Raw genomic sequence first — 24937 nt, forward strand, 5'->3', positions numbered from 1 at the left:
GTGTCCGGCCGGCGAACGCACGCTCAAGGCGTGTCGGGGTGGAGCGGCGTGGTCATCACGCGCCGTCGTCGGGGACCCACCGCAGCACATCTCCCGGCTGGCAGTCGAGAACCTGACAGATCGCGTCGAGCGTCGAGAACCGGACCGCCTTCGCACGGCCGTTCTTGAGCACCGACACGTTGGCCGGGCTCAGGCCGATCGCATCGGCGAAGTCGCCGACCGACATCTTCCGCTTCGCCAGGAGCACGTCTATCTCGACGACGATCGCCATCAGAGCACGCCGTCCAGCTCGGTCTGCGCGTCCGTCGCTCGCCCGACGAGCCGATGGGTCACGAACACGACACCGAGCAGTGCGATGCCGACCAGACATCCCAGAGCGCTCGCCATCCACAGCCCCAGCTCCCCCATGCCGTCGTCGGGCGTCGGGAGCCCCACGAAGGTCAGGTACAGGAAGAGACCGCTGGTGAGCAATGTCGCGACGCCGATCGCCGCGCCGATCGTAATCACCCAGCGTTGCGTGCCCGGCCGGAAGAAGGTGCCCGCCTCGGCGCGGAGCACGAGGACCCAGAGGGCCACGAGCGACACCTGCGCGCAGGCGATGAACGCGATGCCGGCCGCGAGGAGCGGGGCACGATAGGGCTCGTACGGGGGAAAGTTGCTGACCTCGCCGGCGGCGATCCCGGGCAGGATCACGACCTGGGCGAACAGGCTGATGGCGATCCCGCTGAAGATCAGCAGTGTGAGCATGTTGAAGACTATGCGACTCATGCAGCGATTATCGGTAGCAATCGCTCGATAGTCAATCGATTACTGGTGAAAGTCGATCGATGGGAACGGCTCCCGACCGTGGACGCCGGGAGCCGCTCCGTCCTCCAGGATCGCTCAGCCGGTGACGGCCAGGCGCGGCGACGCCTCACCGGGAGCCGCCGGCACCGGACGAGGCTCCGCCCGGTCGGTGGGCTCCGGCCGTGACTCGCCACGGCCCGTGGAGGGTGCCGGCGAGGGAGCGGTGCTCGGCTCGGCCCTGACGTCCGTCGGGGCTGACGGCACCGGCGACGCCTCTGCGGCGGGCTCGGGAGCGGCGTCGGACGGCGCCGGCACGCGCGCGTCCTCCGTGGAAGTAGCCGGCGCCGCCGACGGCGGGTCCGACACCGCCGCGCTCGCCGTCGTGCAGGCCGTGGCCAGCAGCACGACGGCGAGCGCGCTGCCCGCGGCGGCGACGCCCCGCGAGGCGGTGCTCCAGACCGTACGGGGACGCCGGGCCGGGTTGGAGCGGACGGACGGGTTCGATGAGTTTCGGTTGAGAGTCACACAGCGTTCAATGTCCAGCGGTGCGGGGAGCATGACGCCTCCAGGCCGTGACGTGATTCATACGAGCCGGGTGTCATGGTGCGGCATTGCCGGACACCGGCCGGTCGCACGCTCGTGCCGCGTCAGGCCGGAAGCTCGACCGGGAACGGCTCCGCGAAGTCCGCCGAGCGGCTCACGGCAGCCCATCGGAGGTTCGACTCCAGCAGACCGCGGTCCTGCGCGACGGACATCTCGGTGGCGTTCACACCGAGCGGCAGGTTGGCCGGCAGGTCGTCCCGCTTGGCCAGCGCGACGAGGATCTGCGCGGCCCGGTCGGGATCTCCGGCCGCGCCGGCACCACCCTGGCGCATGTGCGCGTTCATCGCGCCGACGGTGGACTCGTACCCGGCGGGAGCGTCGTGCACGGCCATGGAGGCGCCGGCCCAGTCGGTCGCGAACCCGCTCGGCTCGACGACGAGCACCTTGACGCCGAACGGCGCCGTCTCGACGCGGAGCACTCGGCTGAAGCCGTCGATGGCGAACTTCGCCGCCTGGTAGGACGCGATGCCCGGCGAGCCGCCGACCCGTCCGCCCGTCGACGAGAACTGGACCACGAGGCCGCCACCCTGCTCGCGGAGCAGCGGGATCGCCGCCTTGGAGACGTTGTAGACACCCCAGAAGTTGGTCTCGAACTGGGTGCGGAAGTCGGCGTCGTCGGTGGTCTCGATCGGCGACACGTTGGCGTAGCCCGCGTTGTTGACGATCACGTCGATCCGGCCGAAGTGGGCCGCGGCCTCGGCGAGCGCGGCGCGGGCCTCCGCCTGGTCGGTCACGTCGAGCCGGAGCGGGAGCACCCGCTCGCCGTACTCGGCCACGAGGTCGTCGAGCTGTTCGGGCCGCCGCGCGGTGGCGGCCACCCGGTCGCCGGCGGTCAGCGCGGCGACAGCGAGGGAGCGGCCGAGGCCGCGGGAGGAACCGGTGATGAACCATGTCTGCTGCATACGTTTAATAAAACACCGTTGCCCTAACTTGCGCAACCCTGTTGCGCTAAGATGTGACCATGACGACTTCCGGGGACTTCCAGCGAGCGCGCTCCCCCGAGGCCAAGCTCGTCCGCGAGGCGGCCATCCTCGACGCAGCCCGCCGTCTCGGCGCCGAGCGCGGCATCCGGGAGGTCACGCTGACCGACATCGCCGACGCCGTCGGCATGCACAAGTCCGCGATGCTGCGGTACTTCGAGACGCGCGAGGAGATCTTCCTGCGGCTCACCGCCGAGGGCTGGCGGGACTGGGCCCCGGCATTGGCCGAGCGGCTGCGCGCCCTCGAGCAGCCCGACCCGGACGCCGTCGCCGCGGCCTTCGCGGCGACGCTCGCCTCCCGCCCCATGTTCTGCGACCTGCTCGCGCAGACGCCGCTGAACCTGGAGCGGAACGTGTCGGTCGAGAAGGTGCGCGAGTTCAAGCTCACGACCGGCGAGGGCCTTGGCCACATCGTGCCCGCCGTCCGCGCAGCGCTGCCCGGCCTGACGGAGCAGGACGGCGTCGACCTCGTCGCGGCGTCGACCTCCATGGCCGGCACGTTCCACCAGATCGCCACACCGGGGCCGGACGTCGCCGCGCTCTACCGCTCCGACCCCCGGCTCGCGCACGCCCTGGTCGACGTCGAACCACGGCTGGTCCGGATCCTCAGGGCGATGCTGCGCGGTCTGGCCGGACGGCGGCCCGGCGCGGCCTGACCGGCTCGCAGCAGGCCTCGGGCTGTCACCGCCCCGTCACGACGAACTTCGTGATGGCCAGAGACTCCCGCACGTAGTCGACGGGGACCTCGTACCACGGTGTGTCCGCGTGCAGGTGGGTGGCGCGCACCCCTGCCGCCTGGGCGATCCCGGCCGCCCGGAACACGTGGTAGTCGCTCGTGACGAACGCCGTCGTGTACTCCGTGCCGAAGTGTCCGTCGAGCAGCTCCTTCGCGTAGACGAAGTTCTCGAAGGTGCTGGTCGACCGCCCCTCCTGGACGATCCGGTGCTCTGCGACCCCGCGGGCGACCAGGTACCGCTCCATCGCGAGCGCCTCGCTGACACTTTCTCCGGGCGGCAGACCTCCGGCGACCACGATGACGGCGTCCGGGTTCGCGACGGCGTAGTCGACGGTCACGTCGAGCCGGGCGCGGAGCGCCGGTGTCACGTCGCCGTCCTTGACGGCCGTCCCCAGGACCACAACAGCGTCCTCCTCCGGCGATGCCGTGTCCATCCGGCCGAGGACCGCAAGACAGGCGAAGACGAGGAGCATCAGCGCAGTGAGGCTCGGGACGAGGATCCGAAGCCACCGGGCCCGCCCGGTCACGGGCCGGGTCCTGTGCCGGGAGAGCCCGTGGAGCACGTACAGGAGGCCGACCACGAAGGTCGCGACGATGCCGGTGTGCATGCTGCTCACGAACAGCACGACCAGGGCGTCGAGGATCAGGACCACGCCGACGAACACCCAGAGGACCGCAGCCAGCCGAGCACCTCTGGATGGTCGCCGCAGGTCGAGGGCATCGCCGGCGTGCGTCATGGTCGCAGTGTCCCAGCCGACCGGCGGGGCCCTGGTCAGGGACGGGCGTCGTCCACCAGCTGCCACGGCCCACGACGGTCGCCGGGCTCCTGGTTACGGGTCCACCACTTCGCCGCGTAGGCGCGGCCGTCATGGGAGACCACCGAGCCGGCCTCGAAGATGCGGGATGAGGTCCACTGCGCGACGCCGTCGCGCTCCACGATCTCCTGCCACGGGCCGTACGGGGCGCCGGGCTCCTGGTTGCGCGTCCACCAGCCTGCCCGCCAGGTCGAGCCCGCGGACGAGACCTCGTCGCCCGCCGTGTAGACCGCCGACCTGTCCCAGGCGGGAGCGGCCGGCGCGCAGCCGTCGTCGCAGATGCTGAACGACGCCAGAACGGCCTTGTGGTCGGACGGCCAGACGGCGTCCGGCGTGAGGATCACGTCGGCGCTGTCGTCCTCGACGCGCTCGTCGCGCACGATCGTCGACTGCGGGCCGACGACCGCGGCGTCGTCGATGGAGACACGCTCGTCGGGCGTGACGAAGACGTAGTCGATGCGGTCGCGCTCGTCGGCCTCCGGCGCCCAGGTGAGGTCCGACGTCGGGAAGAGCGGGTTGTCCGACGGCCACGTGCTGCCGGGGTTGGCGACGGGGTCGGGGTAGACCTCGCGGAAGGCGTCGACCAGTCCCCCGTCGAGCAGCGTCTGCGTCGTCTGCCAGGGAATGACGACGCCGTTGTGGTCCTGCAGGTCGGCGGTCGCCTCGGTCCAGTCCTGCACCGACGGCTCGTTGAAGTCGCCGCCGATGACGGCGATCCGGCCCGCGGCGCGCTCGGCCGCGATGTCCTCGACCAGCACCGCGGCGGTCGCCGGGCGGCCCGACTGCCGGTTGGCCTCGAGGATGTCGTCCACGTCCGTGACCGGCGCGGGCAGCTGGTTCCACGTGTCCCAGCCGTCCGGCCAGTCACCCCCGATCGCGCCCCCGTACCCGCGCGGCAGATAGGTGGCGTACCAGCGGTACTCCAGGTGGCCGCCGTAGGCCACGACCTCGGTCCCGTTGACGTCGAGCACGGCCTTGGTCCACCACCGGTCCACGGTGCTGGACTCCAGGATCGGGTAGCGCGACACGATGCCGGTGTCGGTGGCGGTGAGGTGGTCGTACCCGAGGAGCGCCGCGACCTGTTCCGGCGTGTCGCCCTGCTCGGGCAGGAACGTGACGTCGACGTCGGTCTCGCGGATGACGTCGGCGATCTCCCGGGCGCCGTCGTCGATCTGCGTACCACCGTGCCAGACGTTGAAGCTGAGCACGTTGAGCTCGCTCACTCCGTCGACCTCGGGCTTCGGCTCCGCGGGCGGCACGGTCCCGGCGGCCTCGACGGTGAGGTCGACCGGGCCGGCGAGCACGTCGTAGCCGTCGTCCTCCAGCAGGTAGACGTCGTAGTCGCCCGCACCGATCGACGCGGCGTTGTGCGTCCAGCCGTCCCGGTCGCCCGGGCCCCAGGTGACCGTTCCCGTCGCCTCAGGGACGTACCGCCAGTCGAGCGATGCCGGCCCCCCGGGCACCGCCCCGTCGCGGTAGATGCCGATCCAGTTGCGCTCGTGGACAGCCTCACCGGCGTCGAACGTGACGGTGACGGAACCGTCGGTGCCGATCGCCGCCCGGTCGAGGGTGAGGGCGGGCTCGGCGGCCGAGGCCGCGGGCGCGATCGCGAGCCCGGCGAGGACAGCGCCGGTCCCGACGGTCGCGAGGAGGCCTCGGAGGGTACGTGCTCGTACGGATGACATCTGCGGTGTGCTCCCCGGCTCGGAATGCGTGCGGAGCGAGGCTACGAGACGTGCGTGACCTGTCAATGGCCGACGGGTGAACACGCCTGGACCGCGACTTGGCCGCCGATGACCACCGCGGACTCACGAGGTCGATTCGCGCGCGATGACTGTGAACGGAGCGGTGAACTGGTTGGGCGGCAGGGCACGGTCCTCGATACGAGAGATGACCAGGTCGAGGGCGCGCGCGGCCATCCAGCGATGGTCGGCGGCGACGGTCGAGAGGGCGGGAACGCAGTGCTCGGACTGGCGGATGCCGTCGAACCCGATGACGCGGACGTCGTCGGGCACGGCCACGCCGCGGTCGTGCAGCCCGCGCATGATTCCGATCGCGACGATGTCGGTGAGCGCGACGACGCCGTCGATGCCGCGGTCGAAGTCGGCGATCCGCTGGCCGGCGCAGCGGCCGCCCTGGAGCGAGAAGGACTCGAGAACGATCCGGAGGTCCGGGTCGGGGCGGATGCCATGACGCTCGAGGGCGGTGCGATAGCCGTTGTAGCGACGCGTCGCCACCGTGAGTCGGTCGAGCTCCGGCCCGGTGACGACCGCGATCCGGCGGCAGCCCCGCGCGATGAGATGCTCGGTGGCGGCTGCGGCGCCCGCCTCGTTCGGCATCATGATGTGGTCGAACCGGCCACCCAGATCCTGTTCGCCGAGCATGGTGATGGGGTAACCCTTGGTAGGCCAGGACGGGTCGAACTCGACCGCGGCCAGGATGAGTCCGTCCAGGTGGAGGGAGCGCGACTGGGAGACAGCTGCGGCCTCCCGCGCCGCGACGCCGTAGGTCTGCTCGATCGCGATCTCCCAGCCCCGGTGCTCGGCCTCCTCGACGAAGAGATCGGCGAGCATCCCGTAGTAGGGGTTCTCGATCTGAGGCACGGCCAGACCGATGACGGGTCTCATCGCGCCTTCCTCTGCGACCGCACCACGTCGCCCAGAGCCTCGGTAAGCACCGGCACGTAGAAGCGCGTCATGCCTGCGATGTTGGGGTGCGTTCCCGATCCGCCCGTGCCAGGGTAACCGCCGATGAGACCGTCGAACGTGTAGTTGACGCGTTGGGCCTGGTCACGGGTGTCGAACGTGGTGTCGGCGAAGACGTCGGCGACGGTCACACCCCACTTCTCGGCGGCTTGAAGCGTCACGTCACGAACCGCGAGCTGGGTGCCCCAGTCACGTGATCCGAGCTTGTGGGCCGCGACGTAGACGATCCGGGCGCTGGGCCACTTCGATCGCATCTCGTACACCGTCGCCTCGAAGGCGCCCGCATACGTACCGGACTCGAAGCCTGCCGGATCGAACGTCTCGCTGACCGATCCGACGGCGCGGCCCGCCTTGAAGATGGCCTCGGCGTCGTTGGTCCCGCCGTCGAAGACGACCAGGTCCGGCGACGTCGCTCTCGCCGCGCGGACCTGCTGCCGGACGGTTCCGGCCGGGTACCCGGCCTCCATGACCGTCGCGCCGTTCCGGGCGTACTTGGTCAGGGAGAAACCTTCGCGCTCCGCCACCAGGTTCACGAACCCGCGCGCGTACGCGTGCCCGGCGACGATGCTGTCGCCGAAGGCGTACACGGACCTGCCCTCGAGGTCCCCCTCGGCCGGGTGCGCCGGGCGCCGGAGCAGGACGTTGTCGACGGACTGCGGGCCGGTGCCGTAGTAGTTGGCCGCGACCAGACGGTCGAGGTTGGTGGCCGAGACCTGTCCCGTGCCGGACGCGAGCACACGAGGCGACGCCTCACGCGTCGAGACGGTGTATTGCACGGTCCCCACCGTGAAGTCCATGTGCAGGTCGACCGTGTGCCACTTGGTGCGGTCGAACGCGGTCCTCGTCCACGCCGGGTTCAGCCGGTCCGGCGCAGCACTCGAGTCCGACGCCGGTCCGGTGACGGCGTAGCGGAGCTCGGAGCCCGTGGCCGCGAGCCCGAAGGCAAGGTTGCCTGCCGAGTCACGCAGCTCCAGGCCGGTCTTCATCCCGCTGCTGGTGATCCCCGTCTTCCAGTCGAAGCTGAGGTCGAGCGTCCGCTGGTCGCGCACCGCGGCGGCGAACGGTGCGACCGCTGTCGTGTAGTTGGCCATCCCCTCGGTGAGACGGAGGACTCCGTCGACCACCCGCGCACGGTCACCGAAGCCGAAGTTCCGCGGATCCGTCTGGGTGTCGAAGGCTTCGTCGATGTACGTGATCGCGGCATTCGTGGTCTGGCCAGGCCGCGTCGTGTACTCGAACGCACCGACCTCCGGACCGTCGCCGACGGGTACGGACGTCCCCGCCAGGTCGTGGCCGCCGTCGTCGGCGACGGGGACCCCCATGTCGATGAACGGCGACTCCGCCGTGAGGGCGTACGCACCGGCCTCCTCCAGCCGCGGACCGGACGTCTCGTCACCGTAGGGTCCCGCGAAGCCGGGATCAACGAAGCGCGGGTCGCCCGTCAGAGCCGACGGGTCGCTCGACGGGGCGCTCAGCGCAGGGCTGTACGCGTTGTTCTCGTACGTCAGCCGGGAGTTCTCGGCGAACGATGCCCCGCGGCTCGACGCGAAGACATTGTTGGTGAGTGTCACGGTGCCGCTGTTGCTACCGGAGACCATGTTCGGTGCCTCGCTGCTGACGAACGTGTTGTTGTAAACGTGCGCCACGGAGCCCGAGGTCTGCGACATGTGCAGGTTCCACCGCTCGCTGCCCGTCACGACGTTGTACCGGACGACCGCCGAGCCGAACGGATGGTTGCCGCTGCACGCGCACAGCAGGATGCCGTCCCCGTTGCCGTGCAGGTAGTTGTACTGGAAGAGCTGGTTCGTCGTCGCGATGTCAGGGTCCATCCCGTTGGCGTCCGCGCTGCCCTGTGCCCACTTGGTGCCCGTGATCTCGTTGTGCTGGACGGTCACGCGGTCCGCGGCGTACGTCTCGATGCCGGAGACACCTACCCGGTCGACGAGGTTGCCCTCCACCAGTGCGTCCCGGGCGTCGGTCAGGTACACGCCGTTGGCGCCGTAGTCGGTGCCGGCCTGGGTGAGGTAGTTGCCGCGGATCGTGATGTCCGTGTGCGGCGTGAAGCGCACGTCGTCGGCCGTGCGGCGGGTACCCCAGCCGGTGGCCGTGTGGGCGGGGTCGTTTCCGGTCCACTGCTTGACGGTGATGCCGGCGAAGGACGTGTTCTTCACGGTGGAGTCCTGGACCGTGATGCCGGTCAGGACGGTTGCCCGTCCCGGAGCGGCCGGGTCGGCGGTCGTGGTCCGGAACACGATGCCGCCGGTGTTCTTGGAGCGGTCCCAGCCGGTGCCCCAGTGCACCCCGGGCGTATCGGCGGCGGTGCCGCCGATCCAGTTGATCTCGCCGGTGACGTCGTGGACGTCCACGGCGTCGATGACGAAGTGGTCGAGGATCGCTCCCGAGTCACCATGGACGCCGATACCCCGTAGGTCCCTCAGGTTCTCCCCTGGCGTACCGGTCGACGGTGCCGCGTTGGAGACGTCGAGACCGCGGATGACCCAGTGCTCCTGGTTGAACAGCCGCACGGCCTCGGCGACCGTCCCCGCACCGGCGATGCGCGGCTTCGCGCCCTCGCCATAGGCGTCGACGGTGATCGGGTGCCCGGGAACCCCGGACCCCTTCGGCCAGAGCTGCCCCGTCCACGTGTCACCCGACCGCAGCCGGATCCGGTCACCGGGCGCGAAGGTGGTGGCGCCCACCTTCTGCAGCGAGCGCCAGGCCGCGTCGGGGCTCGTGCCGCTCGCGCGGTCGTCGCCGTCGGTGCTGACGTAGTAGGTCACGGGGTCCACCGCGAAATCTGTGCGGGTGACGGCGATGTCGTCCACGTGCACGGCTCCGCGCTCACCCCCGTTGGCGTACCAGGCGATGCGGCTGATCCCTGTCAGCGACGTCCGCGGCGCCGCGTCGTCGAGCGCCCTCCGCCCGTCGATCGTGAGGTCGAACGTCTGCGCGCTGGTATCGACGGTCAGGTCGATGTCGTACCAGCGGCCCGCCTCGTACGTGCCGATCGTCCGCGACGTCCTGCCGTCGTAGGCCAGGATGTCCCCGCGTGCCAGCGCGACGCTCACCGCCGGCCGGCCGGCCTCGTCGTACAGATAGGGCAGGCCGAAGAACCCGCCCTCGCTGTCGGAGCGCATGACGCGTGCCGAGACGGTGACGACGCCGGTCAGCGGCGTCTCGAACACGCGGGCGAGCGCCGAGCCCGATGCCCCCGTGCCGGCGGTCCGGGAGACCCGCACGCTCCGGTCGTCCGCCGAGGGCACGGAGACGACGTTCACCGAGTTGCCGGTGGCGACGTCGACGTCCCAGCCCTCGGTACCACGGACGAATCGTCCCGCCGGACGGTCGTCGAACGACGAGCGCACGACGACGTCGGCGTCCGACAGCTCGCTCGACCCTTCGTACGGCACAGCGGCCGCGGGTTGCGCGGCCGCTGCCAACGGCGTGAGCACCATCGCGGCGGCGGCAGCGAGCGCGAGTCCGGGCCGCGGTCGTCGCCGTGCGGCTGTGCGTCGATTCGACATGATCATCCTCCTCATTGAGGGACCGTTCCTTGTGTGACAACGCTTTCACCAGCCGACACGCAGCGGCTACCCACGTAGGTGCGGTGTCATACAAGGTCTAGCGGCGCTCATTCTGACAACGCTTCCAGAGTCCGTCAAGAGCGCTTCGACCTGATCGCGGCACTTTCGGCGTCGAACCGCGCTACCCGGCAGTGCTGGAGCGCACGACCAGGGTGGCGGGGATGTGGACGTCGGCCGTGGCAGCGGGGTCGAGGGCCAGGGTGAGAGCCGCACGCCCTGCCTCCACGAACGGCAGCGAAACGGTCGTCAGGGACGGTGTCACGTCCTGGGCGATGGGGATGTCGTCGACACCGGAGACGGCTACGTCCTCGGGCACGCGCAGGCCGGCCTCGCTCAGGGTGTGCAGCGCGCCGATGGCCAGCACGTCATTGCCGGCGAGGATGAGGTCCGGCCGCTCGTCACGGCCCAGGAGGCGGGCGGTCGCGCTCCGCCCTCCTTCCCTGGAGACCTCCGTGGTCTCCACGACGATCGCGGTGGTGTCGTATCCATGGGCGACCAGACCTTCGACGAACCCCTGGGTACGGCTCTCCACCGCGGGGTGGTGGACGGCGGTCAGCACTGCCGGACGCGCCCTGCCGAGGGTCGCCATGTGATCGGCCACCACCCGGCCGACCGTCACGTCGTCGAACCGGATGGACGGGTAGTCGTAGTCGTGCTCGCCGACGAAGACGACGTTGGCACCCTCGGCGCGGATGAGCTCGAGCTCGGCGAGCACACGCTCGCTGTCCGTGCCGGCGAAGCTCGCGCTCGTCACGACGAGGGCGAGCGGGCGAAGGCCGCGCAGAATCCGCAGCGCCTGAAGATGGGCGTCCGCGTCAGATCCGACGGCGGTGATGCTGACCGGCACGCCGCTCGCGCGACCCGCCTCCTCCATGCCGGCCGCCAGCGCGGCGACCGACGCCGTGCGCGGATCGGTGACGATCAGCACGACACCCGACCGCCGTCCGCGCAGCGCCCGGGCGGCCTGGTTCCGCACATAACCCAGGGCGTCGGCGACGGCGACCACCCGCACGGCGAGCTCGTCGCTCACCGGCGCTTCGCCCCCGTTCAGGACCCGGGAGGCGGTCGACGGCGACACGCCCGCGACCTCGGCCACGTCGCGCAGCGTCGCGGACCCGCTCCGCTGACGAGCAGCTGCCACGCCCTGCCTCCGTTCCCTTGGCCGCACATCGGCCGCACCGCGCCAAGTATCCCATCCGGCATCACACCGTCCCGTTGAAATGGGACAATGGCCCCGTGCCGACAGATGCCAGGAGCGACACCGGGGCTCCGCCCTCCGCCGTCCGGCTGCCGGTCACTCTGCGGGACGTCGCCCGCGAGGCCGGCGTCGGCCTCGCCACGGCCTCACGCGCCCTGGATCCGGACTCGCGTTACGTGACCACGGAGGTACGACAAAGGGTCAAGGATGCGGCCCAGCGCCTCGGATACCGCCCCAACGCCTCGGCCAGGGCAACCACGACCGGCTCGACGCCGACGATCGCGATGCTCGTCTCGGACATTCGTGACCCGTACCACGCGGAGCTCGTCCATGGGGCGATCCAGCAGGCCCGATCCTCCGGTCTGATGGTGACCATCACGGGGACGGAGCACATCATCGACGACGAGGTGCGAGCCGTGCAGATGATCCGTAGCCAGCGGCCCCGGGCCATGGTGCTGACGGGAACACGCAGCGGCTCGGCGTCGTCGCGGACCGCGCTGCTCCGCGAGCTGGAGCGATATGAACAGGACGGTGGTCGGATCGTCGTCGCCGGCGACGACGAGCTACCCTTCGACACGGCGGCCGTGCCGCGGCGCGAGGGTGCCCGCAAGCTCGTCGCTGTGCTCGCCGGGCTCGGCTACCGGTCGATGGCCCTGATCACCCCCGACGTGGACTCCACCGGGGTGCGCGAGTGGGAGACCGGTGTCCTGGAGGGAGCCCGGGAACACGGGGTGCGCCTCGATCAGGCGAGCATGGTGCGCGTGCCGATGTCCCGCGAGGGCGGCCGCTCCGCCGCGTCCGGCTACCTCGGCGTGGGCCGGCCACAGGTCGACGCGCTGCTGGCGGCGACGGACACGATGGCGCTCGGAGTGATGAGCGCCGTTCGCGACGCCGGCCTGGTCATCGGGCAGGACATCGGCGTCGCCGGGTTCGACGACGTGGTCGACGCCGATGACGTGACGCCGGGCCTGACCAGCGTCGACCTCTCGCTCGAGCCCATCGGCCGCACCGCGGTCGACCTCGCGCTCCGGACGCCGGGCCCTCGCCGCCGCCTCATCGTCTTCGAGGCTCGGGTCGTGGTGCGGGGCAGCACCCCGCCCCGCACCGTGCGAGAGCAGCCCTCGGCTACTGGTTCGCCGACTGGATCGACGAGTCGAGCTCGGCGATGAATGCCTCGGCCGCCTCCTCCGGCGTCTGCGACTCGAACAGCACGTCCTGCAGGTAGCGAGCGATGAGCGTGTCGAGCTCGCTCCCGCCGTTCGGCGTGATCTCAGGGGCCTCGCCGATGTACTCCTCCTCCGCCGCGACGAAGTCCGCCGCCCGCTTCTCCCCGGGCGCGAGGCCGTCGAGGATCGAGTCCCGGACGGCTCCGTTCGACGGGATGCCGCGGTCCGCGCCGAGGATCGCCCCGGCCTCGGGGTCGTTCACCATGAAGTCGACGAACAGTGCCGCCTCGGCAGGGTGCTCGCTCGTCGAGGAGACCGACCAGTACATGCCCGGCTTGAGGTACGAGTACTTCGCCTCGTTCGCGTCCTCGCTCGGGATCTTGACGGGCTCGAGCGTGGCCCCACCGGTCGCGGCCTCGTACGCCGGGATCTGGGTGATCTGGCTGAACGCCATGGCCTGCTTGCCGGTCGAGAAGTCCGTCTGGTCGAGCCCGACCCCTGCCAGCTCCGCCTGACGCGACGCGGGAGCCGCCGCGCCCGATGCCGTCCAGTCGAGCGCCTGCTGGAAGTAGCCGGCGAGCGTCTCGGGAGAGATCGACACCCCGCCGTCGCGGAACAGCGACTCGTCGTTCTGGCGCGCCCAGAGCTGCAGCGAGTACCCGTTGTTCAGGGCGGAGATGCCGAATACCTCGCCGTCACTCTTCTCGCTGATCTCGGCCGCGAAGTCGCTGAGGTCCGCCCAGGTCCACGTGCTGGTGTCGGGGAGGCTCAGGCCGAGCTCGTCGAGCAGGTCCTGGTTGACCAGGATGCCGAAAGCGGTGGTGCTGATCGGCATGCCGTAGAGCGTGCCCTCCGAGCGTCCGAGGTCGAGGACCTTCGGGTCCAGGCCGGCGCTGTCGAGCTGCGCCGTCCGCTCGAGGTCGTACAGGGCGCCGCGGTCCGCGTAGGAGGCGAGGTAGAGCTCGTCCATCTGCATGACGTCCGGCGCGTTGCCCCCGGCCGTCTGGGTCGCGAGCTTGTCCCAGTACCCGGCCCAGTCGGCGAACTCGCCGACCACATCGATGTTCGGGTGCTTCTCCTCGAAGGCATCGATCGCCTCCTGCGTCAGGGGGTGGCGGGAGTCGCCGCCCCACCAGGTGGCACGGAGCGTCACCTGGTCCTCGCTGAGCTCCGGGGCGGTGCCATCGCTTCCGGCCCCGGGAGCGTTCCCGGTGCCGCAGGCCGTCAGCCCGGCCAGTACGGTGATGCTGGCCGCGGCAGCCGTGACGCGGCGTGCGGACGACGTTGTCAGGCGCATGATTCCTTCTCTCTGTGCTGCTCTTCCCGCCTGTACGGGAGGACGACTCACTGGTGGTTCACTTGCCGCCCGTGGTCGCGATGCCGCGGATCAGGTACTTCTGCCCGACGGTGAACGCGACCAGCAGCGGAACGATGGACACGACGCTCATGGCGAACATCGAGCCGTAGGAGGACTGGGACTGCGCGTCGATGAACGAGCGCAGCGCCACCGGCACCGTGTAGAGGTTCGGGTCGGTGAGGTAGATGAGCTGACCGAAGAAGTCGTTCCAGGTCCAGATGAAGGTGAAGATCGCGGTGGTCGCGAGGGCCGGAGCCATCAGCGGCAGCAGGATCTGGAAGAAGATCCGGGCGTGGCCGGCCCCGTCGATGCGAGCGGCCTCGTCGAGCTCTCGTGGTAGACCACGGATGAACTGGACCAGGAGGAAGACGAAGAAGCCGTCGGTGGCCAGGAACTTCGGGATGATCAGCGGCCAGAACGTGTTCACCAGCCCGGCCTGGGCCCAGATGACGTACTGCGGGACGATGACGACGTGCACCGGCAGCATGATCAGCAGCAGCATCACCGCGAAGGCCTGCCTCTTGAACCGGAACCGCAGCCGCGCGAACGCGTACGCTGCCATGGAGCAGGTGATCAGGTTGCCGATGATCGCGCCGGCGACCACGATCGCCGAGTTGAGCAGGTAGGTGCTGAACGGCGCCCCCAGTGCGTTCCAGCCGTGGGTGTAGTTGGTGACCTCGAACGTGTTCAGCACCAGCGAGGGATTGCCGAAGATGGACCCGTCCGGCCGCAGCGAGCTGACGATCATCCACAGCACCGGATACAGCGCGACCGCTACCACGCCGAGCAACAGCACGTGCCGTAGCAGCCGGCCGACGCGCGACCACGGGCCGGACGCGGTGGAGCGGGTCTTCCGTGGGGTGCGGTTGCCGTGTACCGCGGGCGATTCGGCGAGCAGCTCAGTCGTCATAGTGCACCCAGTACCTCGAAGCCCAGAAGTTGATCAGCGTGAAGGCGCCGATGATGACCACCAGCAGCCAGGCCAGCGCGGAGGCGTACCCCATCCGGAAGGCGCCGAAGCCCTCCTGGTAGAGGTACAGCGTGTAGAAGAGCGTCGAGTCGCTCGGCCCGCCCCTCCCTCCGGAGACCACGAAGGCCTGCGTGAACGCCTGGAACGAGTTGATGACCGCCAGGACCAGGTTGAAGAAGATGATCGGAGTCAGGAGGGGCAGGGTGATGGACCGGAATTGCTTCCAGGGTCCGGCGCCGTCGGTCGAGGCCGCCTCGTAGTACTCGCGTGGGATCTGCCTCAGACCCGCCAGGAAGATCACCATCGGCGACCCGAACGTCCACACGTGCAGCAGGATGAGCGTCGCCAACGCCGTGTCCGGGTCGGCGATCCAGCTCGTGCTCGACGGGATGCCGACCGCGCCCAGGAGACTGTTGAACAGGCCGGTGCCGCCGAAGATCAGGCGCCACAGCACCGCGATGGCCACGCTGGAGCCCAGCAGCGAGGGCAGATAGAACGCCGAGCGGTAGAACGTCAGCCCGCGCATGCCGCGATCCAGCACCACGGCCAGGCCCAGGGCGACGACGAGCTGTCCCGGGACACCGAGCAGCACATAGGTGAACGTCACCTCCAGCGACTTGTGCAGCCGCTCGTCGCCCAGCATCCGGGTGAAGTTGGCGAGACCCACCCACCTCGGATCCTCCAACAGGTTGTAGTCGGTGAACGCCAGGTACAGCGAGGCGACCATCGGGCCGACCGTCAACGCGACCACACCCACCAGCCATGGACCGAGAAAGGCCAGCGCCGCCTTGTCGTCCGGCGTCTCCTGCTTGGCCCGGGGCCCGCCACGGCGTCGGGCCACCCTCTGCAACTCAGCCAGGCTCACGGCCTTGCACCTCCCCTTCGAGGACCTGTGACCGTCTGCCGCGCGGCTCATTCCAGCGCGGCTCGTTGCCATGGTGACAACGGTTCCATATGCTTGTCAACAAGCCGGTCCGATCACTCCTCGGCTGCGATATCTTCGCAGTTAGGACCTCATTTCATTGCTTCGCGGGCATGTGGGTTCGGCCGGTTTCGCACGGAACACAGTCCGGTAACGGTTCCATTGGCCCCGCAGGCGCCATACCGAGCTCGGACGCCAACGGAGGTGCCATGAGCAGGGGTTTTGTCCTGGACGAGCACGAGGACGGACTGGTTCTCGCCGGGCCGGGCACAACGGCGCACGTAGCGATCGCCGAGTCCGAGCCGGCTGCCGTCCGGCGCGCCGTCGTCCACCTCGTTCGCGACCTCGGGAACGTGACCGGCCGGCCGGCTACGACCTCGCACCGAAGTGCCGGGGCGAACATCGTGGTCGGCACGATCGGCACCTCGCCGCTGGTCGACGCTGCTATCGCCGACGGCTCCCTCGACGTCTCCCAGCTGCGAACCGCCGACGGCGGCCTGCGCTGGGAAGGCTTCGTGATCGCCGCCGTCGGCGCCACCCTCTACGTCGCGGGCGCCGACCGGCGCGGCACCGTCTTCGGTGTCTACGACCTGTGCGAGGAGGTCGGCGTCTCGCCCTGGTACTGGTGGGGTGACGTGCCGGTGCACCGGCGCGAGCGCATCACGGTCGCCGCGGGGACGAGCGTCGCGGACTGGCCAGGAGTCGCCTACCGGGGCATCTTCCTCAATGACGAGGAGGAGCTCGAGAAGTGGGCCATGACCCACACCGGGGACGACACGATCGGGCCGGAGACCTACGAGCGGGTCTTCGAGCTGATCCTGCGACTCAAGGGCAACTACATCTGGCCGGCGATGCACGTGGGCGCGTTCAACCACGACCCGGCCAACGGTGCGCTCGCGCAGGAGATGGGCGTCGTCGTCGGTACGAGCCACTGCGACATGCTGCTGCGCAGCAACGAGAAGGAGTTCGGGCCCTGGGCCGCGGCCCAGGACGCGCCCGTCGACTACGACTACTCGGTCCCGGGCCGCAACCGGGAGCTGCTCCAGGAGTACTGGCGCGGGTCCGTACGACAGAACGGCGGCTACGAGGTCTCCTGGACCGTCGGCATGCGTGGCATCCATGACTACGGGTTCAAGACCTCGGTGATCGACACCGACGAGCACCTGTCCGACGCCGAGAAGCACCGGGCCCGCGTCGCGCTCCTCGGCCAGGTCATCGACGACCAGCGCGGCATCCTCGCCGAGCAGCTCGGTGAGCGCGCGCCGGGCGCCCTGCAGGTCTTCATCCCGTACAAGGAGGTCCTCCCCCTGTACGACGCGGGCCTCCCGGTACCTGACGACGTCACCATCGTGTGGGCCAACGACAACTTCGGGTACGTGCGCCGCTACCCCACCGAGGCCGAGCTCGACCGCCCTGGCGGGCACGGCCTGTACTACCACTCGTCCTACTGGTCCGAGCCCCCGCGCTCCTACCTCGCCACGTCCTCGACCCCCCTGGCGCTGGTGCGCAACGAGCTGAGCAAGGCCTGGGACCACGGCATCCGGCGGCTGTGGGTCGACAACGTCGGCGGGCTCAAGCCGCTGGAGATCGAGACCGAGTTCTTCCTCCGCTGCGGCTGGGAGGCGGGCAAGGAGACCACGACGGCCGACGTGACCGGGTTCGTCGAGCAATGGGCCGACAAGACGTTCTCCGGCGGGCACGGCAAGCAGGTCGCCCTGCTCTACGCCACCTACTACCAGCTCAACAACCAGCGCAAGGTCGAGCATCTCGAGTGCGGCGTCTTCGCTCAGACCGGATACGGCGACGAGGCGTCCCGACGTCTCGCTGAGCTGCGCCGCCTCTACCAGGAGACGAACGAGATCTTGCGCGCTCTGCCCGACGACGAGCAGGAGGCGTTCTTCGAGCTGGTCGCGGTCAAGGTCCACCTGGCCTATCTCGTCGCGGGGCAGTTCCTGCACGCCGACCGCAGCGCGCTCGCCCACCAGCAGGGGAAGGCGTCCGCGGCCGACCACCACCTGGAGCTGTCACGTACCTTCGATGCCCACAAGCGCGCGCTCCTGCACTACTACGACACCGTCCTGGCCGGTGGTCGCTGGCGGCACGTCTTCACCCCCGAGGCCTTCCCCCCGCCCGTCATGGCCATGCACCCGGCAGCGCGGCCCGCACTGCGGATCGGCCCCCCGGGGCTCGGTGTGGTCACCTACGACGGCTCGGCCGACCCAGACCCCGGCGCCCGGCCTGCCCTGACGTTCTGGCCCCACGGCGTCGCGACCAAGTGGATCGAGGTGTTCACCACCGGTGCGCCCGGAGTGTCGTTCACCATCGAGGCCGACGACTGGATCGAGGTCTCGGCCGCATCCGGCACGGTCGACACCGAGGCACGTCTCCAGGTCCGGATCGCCGACGTGCGGGCCCGCGCGGGCTCGTCCGGAACCCTCACCGTCACCGGGGACGACGGCACCGCCGTCGCCGTCGAGGTGCGCGTCGCCTCAGCGCCGCACCTGGACGCCGGGTTCGTCGGTGCCGTCGAGGCCGACGGCCACGTCACGATCGACCCCGCACACCCGGACTCGCGCCAGGACGGCGTGACCTCCTCCTGGCGAACCGTCCCGGTCCTCGGCCGGTACGGGAACAGCCTGACCGAGGCCTGCCGGTCCGGCGACGCACCGGACGTGCCGGCGGCCGACGACGCGGTCCTGACGTTCGGCGTCCACCTGACCACCCCGGGCGCCCACCTGCTCGAGCTGCACCGCCTGCCGACGCTGGACTCCACCGGTCGCCTGCGGGTCGGCGTGAGCTTCGACGACGCTCCCCCGTTCGTCGTCGAGTCCCCCACCACGGACGAGTTCCGGGGTTCCTGGACGACGGCGGTGCTCGACAACGTCGAGCGGCTCGTCGCCCGCCTGCCGTACCTCGACGCCGGGCCGCACGTCCTGCGGCTGCACGCCCTGGACCAGCACGTGGCCCTGTCCAAGATCGTCTTGTACACCGCGGACCGCAAGGAAACCAACCTTGGTCCCTCCTTCAGCCACCACACGGGCCGCCCCCTGCGCGACACGCCCGACCCGGTGGTCGACACCTTCGCCACCGAGCTCGACGACGTCGCCCGTGAGATCTACCGGACCGACCCCCGCGAGGTCCCCCTTCCGCCCGTGGTCTACACCGGTCCGAGCTTCTGGGACACCCCCACGACGTTCAAGCCCAACGTCGCCGTGCCGCAGACCGCCCTGGCCGAGCCACGGGACTGGACCGGCCCCGACGGCCGGAAGGACGTCGTCGCCGCGCTCGGCTCGGGCGTGAGCGTCGAGTCCGGCGGCGTCGTCGCGCTGGAGGCCGAGCATGCCCTCGCGCAGACCTCATCGGCCTGGTCGACGCCCGGCATCGGCGATCCGTCCGTGAGGTGGACCCACACGCAGGCCGAGACCGACGGCGGGTCGGGGCTCGCCATGCACGTCGCCCGGCGCGGGCTGCGCTGGGACGACCCCACGCACGCACCCGGACTGCACTACGCGCTCGACATCACCACGGCCGGGACCTACCACGTGTGGCTGCTGGTGAAGTTCAGCGCCCGCGACGACGACGCCTGCGTGCTCGCCCTCGACAACACGATCCAGCCGCCCGAGGAACAGCTCGCCGGTGGCGACCTGTACGCCTTCGGCACCCAGGAGATCTGGTTCTGGACCCTCCTGTCCGACCTGCCCGTCCCGACCGGCCGCCACACCCTGTCCGTCCTCGCACGCAAGTCCGGCCTGCGGGTCGATCGCCTCTACCTCACGACCGGGACCGAGCTTCCGCCGGCGGACGCTGCCTGGCGACCCAGCCACCGGGCGTCGCGGCCCGGGAACAGCGCAGGCTGACGGTTCAGGCCCGGTCAGGAATCGAGGTGGACTCGCGTCGCACGAGCTCGAAGGGCGCGGTGTACTGGCGCGGCGGCCCCGCGGGGTCGTCGATACGCGCGAGCATGAGCTCGAACACCTTGGCCGCCACCCAGCTGTGGTCCGGGGCCACCGTCGACAGCGACGGGATGAAGTTGCCCGACTCGCTGACGTTGTCGAATCCGATGACACGGACATCCTTCGGCACGGCGACGCCCCGGTCGCGGAGGCCTCGTACCACCCCCATGGCAGCGGTGTCGTTGAGCGCAACCACACCGTCGATACCGATCCCCGCGTCAGCGATCCTGCGGCCGACCTCACGGGCCCCTTCCCAGGAGAGCGACTCCAGGACGAACCGCAGCTCGGGCTCGAGGCGAAGTCCGTGCTCCTCCAAGGCGGTGCGGTAACCGTTGTAGCGTCGCGTGACCATGGTGAGTCGGTCGAGATGTGGCCCGGTGACCACGGCGATCCGGCCGCAGCCCTGCTCGATGAGATGTGTGGTTGCCGCAGCGGTCCCGGCCTCGTTCGGCATCATGACGTGGTCGAACCTGCCGCCGGCGTCCTGCTCGCCGAGCATGACGATCGGGTAGCTCTGCGACGACACCGGTGTCGTCAGCGGGTCCACGTCGACTGCCGCCAGGATGAGGCCGTCCAGCTGGAAAGGACGGGACTGTGCGATCGCGGTGGCGCCGGCCTCTGTGCCGGTGCCGGTCCGCTCGATCGCGATGTGGTAGCCCTGCCGCTCCGCCTGGTCGATGAGCAGGGCGGCGAGCATCCCGTAGTAGGAGTTGGCGACCTGAGGAACGGCGAGGCCGATGACGCCTGAGCGCCCGGACCTGAGGTTTCGGGCCGCCAGATTGATCTGGTAGCCCGACTCTCGTATGGCTCCCAGGACGCGTTCACGATTGGCGTCGCTCACCCTGACGCGGTTGTTGATGACGTTGGAGACCGTCATGGGCGACACACCCGCCAACCGCGCGACCTCGATCATCGTGACCTTGCCGCTCTTCACGCATCCTCCGACTATCGAGCTGAACCGGCCCACCCTATCGATCGATCATCGTTACGCACCGCCACGCGCTGGTCATCGCCGACCTGACGGCCGATCACGCCATGTATCGTTCCACAACGTTAGAGACAGCACCTTACATTATCAAAAGGCATCTTCTCTCGATCAGAACTCAAGATCGAACATCCGGCCATGGCTCGATTGCAGGCTGAAATTCCACCGTCCGACGCCCATTGCACCCGGTGACGCGTGCGGCTATGCTCGGCCAGGCGTTGTATCGATACATCGTCATGTTTCAGCATATTTGCCTGCGGTTTGCCGGCACGGATACCCCGCACGAGGCCGACCTACACCTTCGAGCACTCCGGGAGCACGCCATGCGCCTGTCACTGACCCGACGACTAAGAACTCTGGCGGCCGCCGTCGCCACCACCGCGTTAGGGGCTGCGGCCTTCGTCTTCGCCCCTCTCGCTTCCGCGGCGCCCGACCCCTCCGTCTGGTATGTCCTCCAGGCCCGTTCCTCAGGGCTGGTCCTCGAGATCGAGGGCGCCTCGACCGCGACCGGCGCCGAGCTGGTCCAGAACCGCCGCACCGACGCCGACAACCAGCAGTTCCGCTTCATCGACGCCGGAGGTGGCTACCACCGCATCCAGGCCCGGCACTCGGACCTGGTTCTGGACGTGTGGGAGCGCAACCAGGACGACGGCGCGACCATCGCCCAGTACACCGACCAGAACGCCACGAACCAGCAGTGGCAGCTCCAGGAGAGCGGCGACTGGACCACGATCGTCTCCCGCTTCTCCGGCAAGGCCCTCGACGTGTGGGAGCAGTCGACCACCCCCGGGAGCCGCATCAGCCAATACACCCCCAACGGGGGCGCCAACCAGCAGTTCCAGCTGATTCCCGCCGACGACGACCCGACCGACCCGCCGACGGATCCCCCGCCCGGGGGCGGCGACGGCCGGTACGAGGTCGAGGCGCTGACGCGCGGCGTCACGGTCGTGCCCTCCGGCAACGGCCGGCTCGTCTCGTGGCGGCTGCTGGGTACCGACCCAGGGGACGTCGCGTTCAACCTTTACCGTGACGGCACCAGACTGAACAGCTCCCCGATCACGGGAGCGACGAACTACCGCGACACCGGAGGGTCCGCCTCCTCGCAGTACACGGTGCGCACCGTGGTCGACGGCGCCGAGGGCGACGCCTCGGGTGTCGAGGCGCGGTTCAACTCAGGCGGCTACCTCGACGTCCCGATCCAGCGCCCCGCGGGCGGGTCGACCCCCTCGGGCTCGTTCTCGTACGAGGCGAACGACCTCAGCACGGCCGACCTGGACGGCGACGGAACCTACGAGCTGATCGTCAAGTGGTACCCGACCAACGCCAAGGACAACGCCCAGTCGGGCTACACCGGCAACACCATCATGGACGCCTACCGGCTCAACGGTCAGCGACTGTGGCGGATCGACCTGGGCCGGAACATCCGCTCCGGGGCGCACTACACGCAGTTCCAGGTGTACGACTACGACGGCGACGGCCGTGCCGAGATCGCGATGAAGACCGCCGACGGCACCCGCGACAACAGCGGCACCGTGATCGGTAACGCCAACGCCGACCACCGGAACTCCTCGGGCTACGTCCTGAGCGGACCGGAGTACCTCACGATCTTCGACGGGCAGTCCGGCGCGGCGATGGACACCGTGAACTACCAGCCCGCCCGCGGCAACGTCGCCGCGTGGGGTGACAGCTACGGCAACCGCGTCGACCGCTTCCTCGCCGGCACCGCCTACCTCGACGGTGCGACCCCGTCGATGATCTTCTCCCGTGGGTACTACACCCGTTCGGTGATCTGGGCCGTCGACTGGGACGGCTCCGACCTCACCACCCGGTGGGTCTTCGACTCGAACCAGGCCGGTTCGCAGTACGAGGGCAACGGCGCGCACAGCCTCTCCATCGCCGATCTGAACGGTGACGGCCGCCAGGACGTCGTATTCGGGGCGATGGCGATCGGCGCCAACGGGCAGCCCCTGTGGAACACGAACCTGAAGCACGGCGACGCCCTCCACGTGTCCGACTTCGAGCCGAACAACCCCGGCCAGGAGGTGTTCATGCCCGGGGAATGGTCGACGATGCCGTCCTCCCGGCTGGTCGACGGCGACAACGGCCGGGTCCTGTATCAGACCTCGTCCGGCGCGGACAACGGCCGTGGTGTGGCCGCGAACATCTGGTCAGGCAATCCCGGCTCGGAGTACTGGTCGGCCACGGTCGGCGGCATGCAGAACGCCTCGGGCCGGAACATCGGCTCCAAGCCGGGCTCGATCAACTTCCTGTCCTGGTGGGACGGCGACGGGGAACGCGAGCTGCTCGACGGCACGCGGATCACCGACTACCCCTCCGGGACAGCGCTGACCGGGGCGGGAGTGTCGTCGAACAACGGCACCAAGTCCACGCCAGGGCTGTCGGCCGACCTGTTCGGCGACTGGCGCGAAGAGGTCGTCTGGCGCACCAGCGACAACTCGTCCCTGCGGATCTACGCCACGCCGCACCAGACGAACCTACGGATCGCCACCCTGATGCACGACGTGCAGTACCGCGTCGCCATCGCCTGGCAGAACACCGGCTACAACCAGCCGCCGCACCCGAGCTTCTACATCGGGAGCGACGTGACCTCCTACCCCTGGCCGGACATCCACACGCCGTGAGCCCGGCCGGCGCCACCGCAGGTTCAGCCCGACGTCTGCGGCTACCCGGCTCGCAGAGCATGTTCCCTACACCAAGGAGTCAATGATGACGATGCAACGAAGGACCTTCCTCCGCGTGGGCGCGGCGGGTGCGGCAGGCGTGGGCCTGTCCATGCTCGGCGCGGGATCGGCGCTGGGCGCCATGCTGGACTCGGCCCCTGCACCAGGTCTCGGGCTGATGGGCCCGGCGCCGTCCACGCCGTTCCGGGTCGGTGTGCGCCGGTACAACTGGACCCGCGGCAACCGACCGGTCACCACGTACGTCTACTACCCGGCCACAGGTACCCCGGGTGGGAACCCCGTGACGGACGCCCCGGTCGCCGACGGCGTCTTCCCGATCTACAACAGCACCCACGGTCTCGGGAGCAGCCCGCAGAACTCGCTGTTCATCATCCGGGCCCTGGCGGCGGCGGGCTTCGTCGTCCCCGCCCCGCACTTCAACCACAGCTTCGAGGACGTCAACAACGGCAACTCCTCCCGCGACGTCTCCCAGGCCCTCACCAACACCCTGGCGCTCAACAACAGCGGTCCGCTGGCCGGGCACATCAACACCGACATCGGCGTCGGCGTCTCGGGCCACTCCCTGGGCGGCATGATCACCCACGGCCTGCTGACCTCCTGGCCCGACAGCCGCATCATCTCCGCCAACCCGCAGTCCTGCATCGACATGGGCAACCCGTCCAGCTCGGTCAACGCCAAGGTCCTGTTCGTCCACGGCGACCGGGACTCGACCACGCAGTACTCCTCCGCCCGGCAGGCGTACAACGAGATCACCTGGCCCAAGGCGTTCCTCACGTTCGTCGGCGGCAGCCACACCAGCTTCTGGAGCGACAACCGTTTCCCGAACACCGTCGTCGAGTGGGCCCGCTGGACCATGTACGGGGACACCGCCGCCCGCGACCGCCTCGCATCCGCGGCCGCCGGACCGAACACCCGGTGGGAGGCCCAGCTGGGTGGCGACACGCCCAGCGAACCCGGCACCTACACCCTGATGGCCCAGCACAGCGGCAAGCACGCCGACATCAACGGGGTCTCCACCGCCGCCGGCGCCCTGCTGCACCAGTGGTCCTCCACCGGCGGCACCAACCAGCAGTTCGAGTTCATCGACACCGACAACGGCCACGTCAAGATCAAGGCGCGGCACTCCGGCCTGGTCCTCCAGGTCGCGAACAACAGCAACGGGGCCGACATCACCCAGCAGGCCGACACCGGCGCCACCAGCCAGCAGTGGCGCCTCACGGAGCACGGCGGCGACGTCGTCAGCATCATCAACCGGCAGTCCGGCCTGGCCATGGACGTCTGGGAGAGGTCGTCCGCCGACGGCGCCCGCATCTCCCAGTACACCTACAACGGCAGCCCCAACCAGCGCTTCACCCGCCGCGGTGTCTGACGCCTGTTCGACGTGCGCCTGACGTGTGGTGGGGCGGGCCGATGATCCGGTCCCGCCCCACCACACGTCAGGCATCTCCCAGGGCAGTACCAGTGCCCCGGCAAGC

At 69.7% G+C, this 24937-nt stretch carries 18 protein-coding genes; 5 read left to right on the plus strand and 13 right to left on the minus strand.

What is annotated here, in order from left to right:
* Positions 1 to 55: 55 nt before the first annotated feature.
* From ACQEVI_RS01925 to ACQEVI_RS01940, 4 genes are all read right to left on the minus strand, one after another.
* Complete coding sequence (locus ACQEVI_RS01925) at positions 56 to 271, minus strand: helix-turn-helix domain-containing protein (protein WP_432894088.1); 216 nt, start codon at positions 269 to 271, stop codon at positions 56 to 58.
* Complete coding sequence (locus ACQEVI_RS01930) at positions 271 to 768, minus strand: DUF2975 domain-containing protein (RefSeq protein WP_432894090.1); 498 nt, start codon at positions 766 to 768, stop codon at positions 271 to 273. Before ACQEVI_RS01930 ends, ACQEVI_RS01925 begins: the two co-directional genes overlap by 1 nt.
* Before the next feature lie 114 nt (positions 769 to 882).
* Complete coding sequence (locus ACQEVI_RS01935) at positions 883 to 1311, minus strand: hypothetical protein (protein WP_432894092.1); 429 nt, start codon at positions 1309 to 1311, stop codon at positions 883 to 885.
* Between the two features lie 122 nt (positions 1312 to 1433).
* Positions 1434 to 2291 (minus strand): SDR family NAD(P)-dependent oxidoreductase, encoded by an 858-nt coding sequence (locus tag ACQEVI_RS01940; RefSeq protein WP_432894094.1) that lies wholly within the window; start codon positions 2289 to 2291, stop codon positions 1434 to 1436.
* 59 nt (positions 2292 to 2350) lie between these two features.
* Between ACQEVI_RS01940 and ACQEVI_RS01945 the strand changes: the two genes are divergently transcribed.
* Positions 2351 to 3025, plus strand: a complete 675-nt coding sequence (locus ACQEVI_RS01945) for a TetR family transcriptional regulator (protein ID WP_432894096.1) — start codon at positions 2351 to 2353, stop codon at positions 3023 to 3025.
* 25 nt (positions 3026 to 3050) lie between these two features.
* Here ACQEVI_RS01945 and ACQEVI_RS01950 read toward each other — a convergent pair whose 3' ends face one another.
* The 5 genes from ACQEVI_RS01950 to ACQEVI_RS01970 all read right to left on the minus strand — a co-directional run bounded on the left by ACQEVI_RS01950 (position 3051) and on the right by ACQEVI_RS01970 (position 11350).
* Positions 3051 to 3842, minus strand: a complete 792-nt coding sequence (locus ACQEVI_RS01950; RefSeq protein WP_432894098.1) for a YdcF family protein — start codon at positions 3840 to 3842, stop codon at positions 3051 to 3053.
* A gap of 35 nt (positions 3843 to 3877) precedes the next feature.
* The gene (locus ACQEVI_RS01955) at positions 3878 to 5605 is read right to left on the minus strand and encodes a carbohydrate-binding protein (RefSeq protein ID WP_432894100.1); all 1728 of its coding nucleotides are present in this window, start codon (positions 5603 to 5605) and stop codon (positions 3878 to 3880) included.
* 123 nt (positions 5606 to 5728) lie between these two features.
* Complete coding sequence (locus ACQEVI_RS01960) at positions 5729 to 6547, minus strand: LacI family DNA-binding transcriptional regulator (protein ID WP_432894102.1); 819 nt, start codon at positions 6545 to 6547, stop codon at positions 5729 to 5731.
* Positions 6544 to 10149: a GDSL-type esterase/lipase family protein gene (locus ACQEVI_RS01965; protein ID WP_432894104.1), complete on the minus strand. Its 3606-nt coding sequence runs from the start codon at positions 10147 to 10149 to the stop codon at positions 6544 to 6546. The genes ACQEVI_RS01960 and ACQEVI_RS01965 overlap by 4 nt, the downstream gene beginning before the upstream one ends.
* A gap of 181 nt (positions 10150 to 10330) precedes the next feature.
* A complete protein-coding gene (locus ACQEVI_RS01970) occupies positions 10331 to 11350 on the minus strand; it encodes a LacI family DNA-binding transcriptional regulator (RefSeq protein ID WP_432894106.1) in 1020 nt (339 codons plus the stop codon).
* Positions 11351 to 11445: 95 nt separating this feature from the next.
* Here ACQEVI_RS01970 and ACQEVI_RS01975 point away from each other — a divergent pair, with 95 nt between their 5' ends.
* On the plus strand, positions 11446 to 12576 hold the full coding sequence (locus ACQEVI_RS01975) for a LacI family DNA-binding transcriptional regulator (protein ID WP_432894108.1): 1131 nt from the start codon (positions 11446 to 11448) through the stop codon (positions 12574 to 12576).
* Here the strand turns inward: ACQEVI_RS01975 and ACQEVI_RS01980 are convergent.
* The 3 genes from ACQEVI_RS01980 to ACQEVI_RS01990 are packed head-to-tail and all read right to left on the minus strand — an operon-like array spanning position 12533 to position 15816.
* The gene (locus ACQEVI_RS01980; protein ID WP_432894110.1) at positions 12533 to 13870 is read right to left on the minus strand and encodes an ABC transporter substrate-binding protein; all 1338 of its coding nucleotides are present in this window, start codon (positions 13868 to 13870) and stop codon (positions 12533 to 12535) included. The genes ACQEVI_RS01975 and ACQEVI_RS01980 overlap by 44 nt on opposite strands.
* Positions 13871 to 13928: 58 nt before the next feature.
* Entirely contained in the window at positions 13929 to 14840 is a 912-nt protein-coding gene (locus tag ACQEVI_RS01985) for a carbohydrate ABC transporter permease (RefSeq protein WP_432894112.1), read from the minus strand.
* The gene (locus ACQEVI_RS01990) at positions 14830 to 15816 is read right to left on the minus strand and encodes a carbohydrate ABC transporter permease (RefSeq protein WP_432894114.1); all 987 of its coding nucleotides are present in this window, start codon (positions 15814 to 15816) and stop codon (positions 14830 to 14832) included. The genes ACQEVI_RS01985 and ACQEVI_RS01990 overlap by 11 nt, the downstream gene beginning before the upstream one ends.
* A gap of 215 nt (positions 15817 to 16031) precedes the next feature.
* Here ACQEVI_RS01990 and ACQEVI_RS01995 point away from each other — a divergent pair, with 215 nt between their 5' ends.
* Positions 16032 to 19679: a glycosyl hydrolase 115 family protein gene (locus tag ACQEVI_RS01995; protein WP_432894116.1), complete on the plus strand. Its 3648-nt coding sequence runs from the start codon at positions 16032 to 16034 to the stop codon at positions 19677 to 19679.
* A 4-nt stretch (positions 19680 to 19683) separates the two neighbouring features.
* Here ACQEVI_RS01995 and ACQEVI_RS02000 read toward each other — a convergent pair whose 3' ends face one another.
* On the minus strand, positions 19684 to 20709 hold the full coding sequence (locus ACQEVI_RS02000; protein WP_432894118.1) for a LacI family DNA-binding transcriptional regulator: 1026 nt from the start codon (positions 20707 to 20709) through the stop codon (positions 19684 to 19686).
* Between the two features lie 374 nt (positions 20710 to 21083).
* Here ACQEVI_RS02000 and ACQEVI_RS02005 point away from each other — a divergent pair, with 374 nt between their 5' ends.
* Positions 21084 to 23402, plus strand: a complete 2319-nt coding sequence (locus tag ACQEVI_RS02005; protein ID WP_432894120.1) for an RICIN domain-containing protein — start codon at positions 21084 to 21086, stop codon at positions 23400 to 23402.
* A gap of 85 nt (positions 23403 to 23487) precedes the next feature.
* The gene (locus ACQEVI_RS02010) at positions 23488 to 24831 is read left to right on the plus strand and encodes an RICIN domain-containing protein (protein ID WP_432894122.1); all 1344 of its coding nucleotides are present in this window, start codon (positions 23488 to 23490) and stop codon (positions 24829 to 24831) included.
* The last annotated feature ends 106 nt before the right edge of the window (positions 24832 to 24937 follow it).

This window comes from Promicromonospora sp. CA-289599 (genome assembly GCF_050936155.1).
Classification (GTDB): domain Bacteria; phylum Actinomycetota; class Actinomycetes; order Actinomycetales; family Cellulomonadaceae; genus Promicromonospora.

Excerpts from the sequence above, each read along its gene's own strand:
- ACQEVI_RS01995 (WP_432894116.1), top strand. The coding sequence starts at position 16,032 with ATGAGCAGGGGTTTTGTCCTGGACGAGCACGAGGACGGACTGGTTCTC.
- ACQEVI_RS01925 (WP_432894088.1), bottom strand. The coding sequence starts at position 271 with ATGGCGATCGTCGTCGAGATAGACGTGCTCCTGGCGAAGCGGAAGATG.
- ACQEVI_RS01960 (WP_432894102.1), bottom strand. The coding sequence starts at position 6,547 with ATGAGACCCGTCATCGGTCTGGCCGTGCCTCAGATCGAGAACCCCTAC.
- ACQEVI_RS01955 (WP_432894100.1), bottom strand. The coding sequence starts at position 5,605 with ATGTCATCCGTACGAGCACGTACCCTCCGAGGCCTCCTCGCGACCGTC.
- ACQEVI_RS01990 (WP_432894114.1), bottom strand. The coding sequence starts at position 15,816 with ATGAGCCGCGCGGCAGACGGTCACAGGTCCTCGAAGGGGAGGTGCAAG.
- ACQEVI_RS02010 (WP_432894122.1), top strand. The coding sequence starts at position 23,488 with ATGACGATGCAACGAAGGACCTTCCTCCGCGTGGGCGCGGCGGGTGCG.
- ACQEVI_RS01930 (WP_432894090.1), bottom strand. The coding sequence starts at position 768 with ATGAGTCGCATAGTCTTCAACATGCTCACACTGCTGATCTTCAGCGGG.
- ACQEVI_RS01940 (WP_432894094.1), bottom strand. The coding sequence starts at position 2,291 with ATGCAGCAGACATGGTTCATCACCGGTTCCTCCCGCGGCCTCGGCCGC.
- ACQEVI_RS01965 (WP_432894104.1), bottom strand. The coding sequence starts at position 10,149 with ATGTCGAATCGACGCACAGCCGCACGGCGACGACCGCGGCCCGGACTC.
- ACQEVI_RS01985 (WP_432894112.1), bottom strand. The coding sequence starts at position 14,840 with ATGACGACTGAGCTGCTCGCCGAATCGCCCGCGGTACACGGCAACCGC.
- ACQEVI_RS01950 (WP_432894098.1), bottom strand. The coding sequence starts at position 3,842 with ATGACGCACGCCGGCGATGCCCTCGACCTGCGGCGACCATCCAGAGGT.
- ACQEVI_RS01945 (WP_432894096.1), top strand. The coding sequence starts at position 2,351 with ATGACGACTTCCGGGGACTTCCAGCGAGCGCGCTCCCCCGAGGCCAAG.
- ACQEVI_RS01980 (WP_432894110.1), bottom strand. The coding sequence starts at position 13,870 with ATGCGCCTGACAACGTCGTCCGCACGCCGCGTCACGGCTGCCGCGGCC.
- ACQEVI_RS02005 (WP_432894120.1), top strand. The coding sequence starts at position 21,084 with ATGCGCCTGTCACTGACCCGACGACTAAGAACTCTGGCGGCCGCCGTC.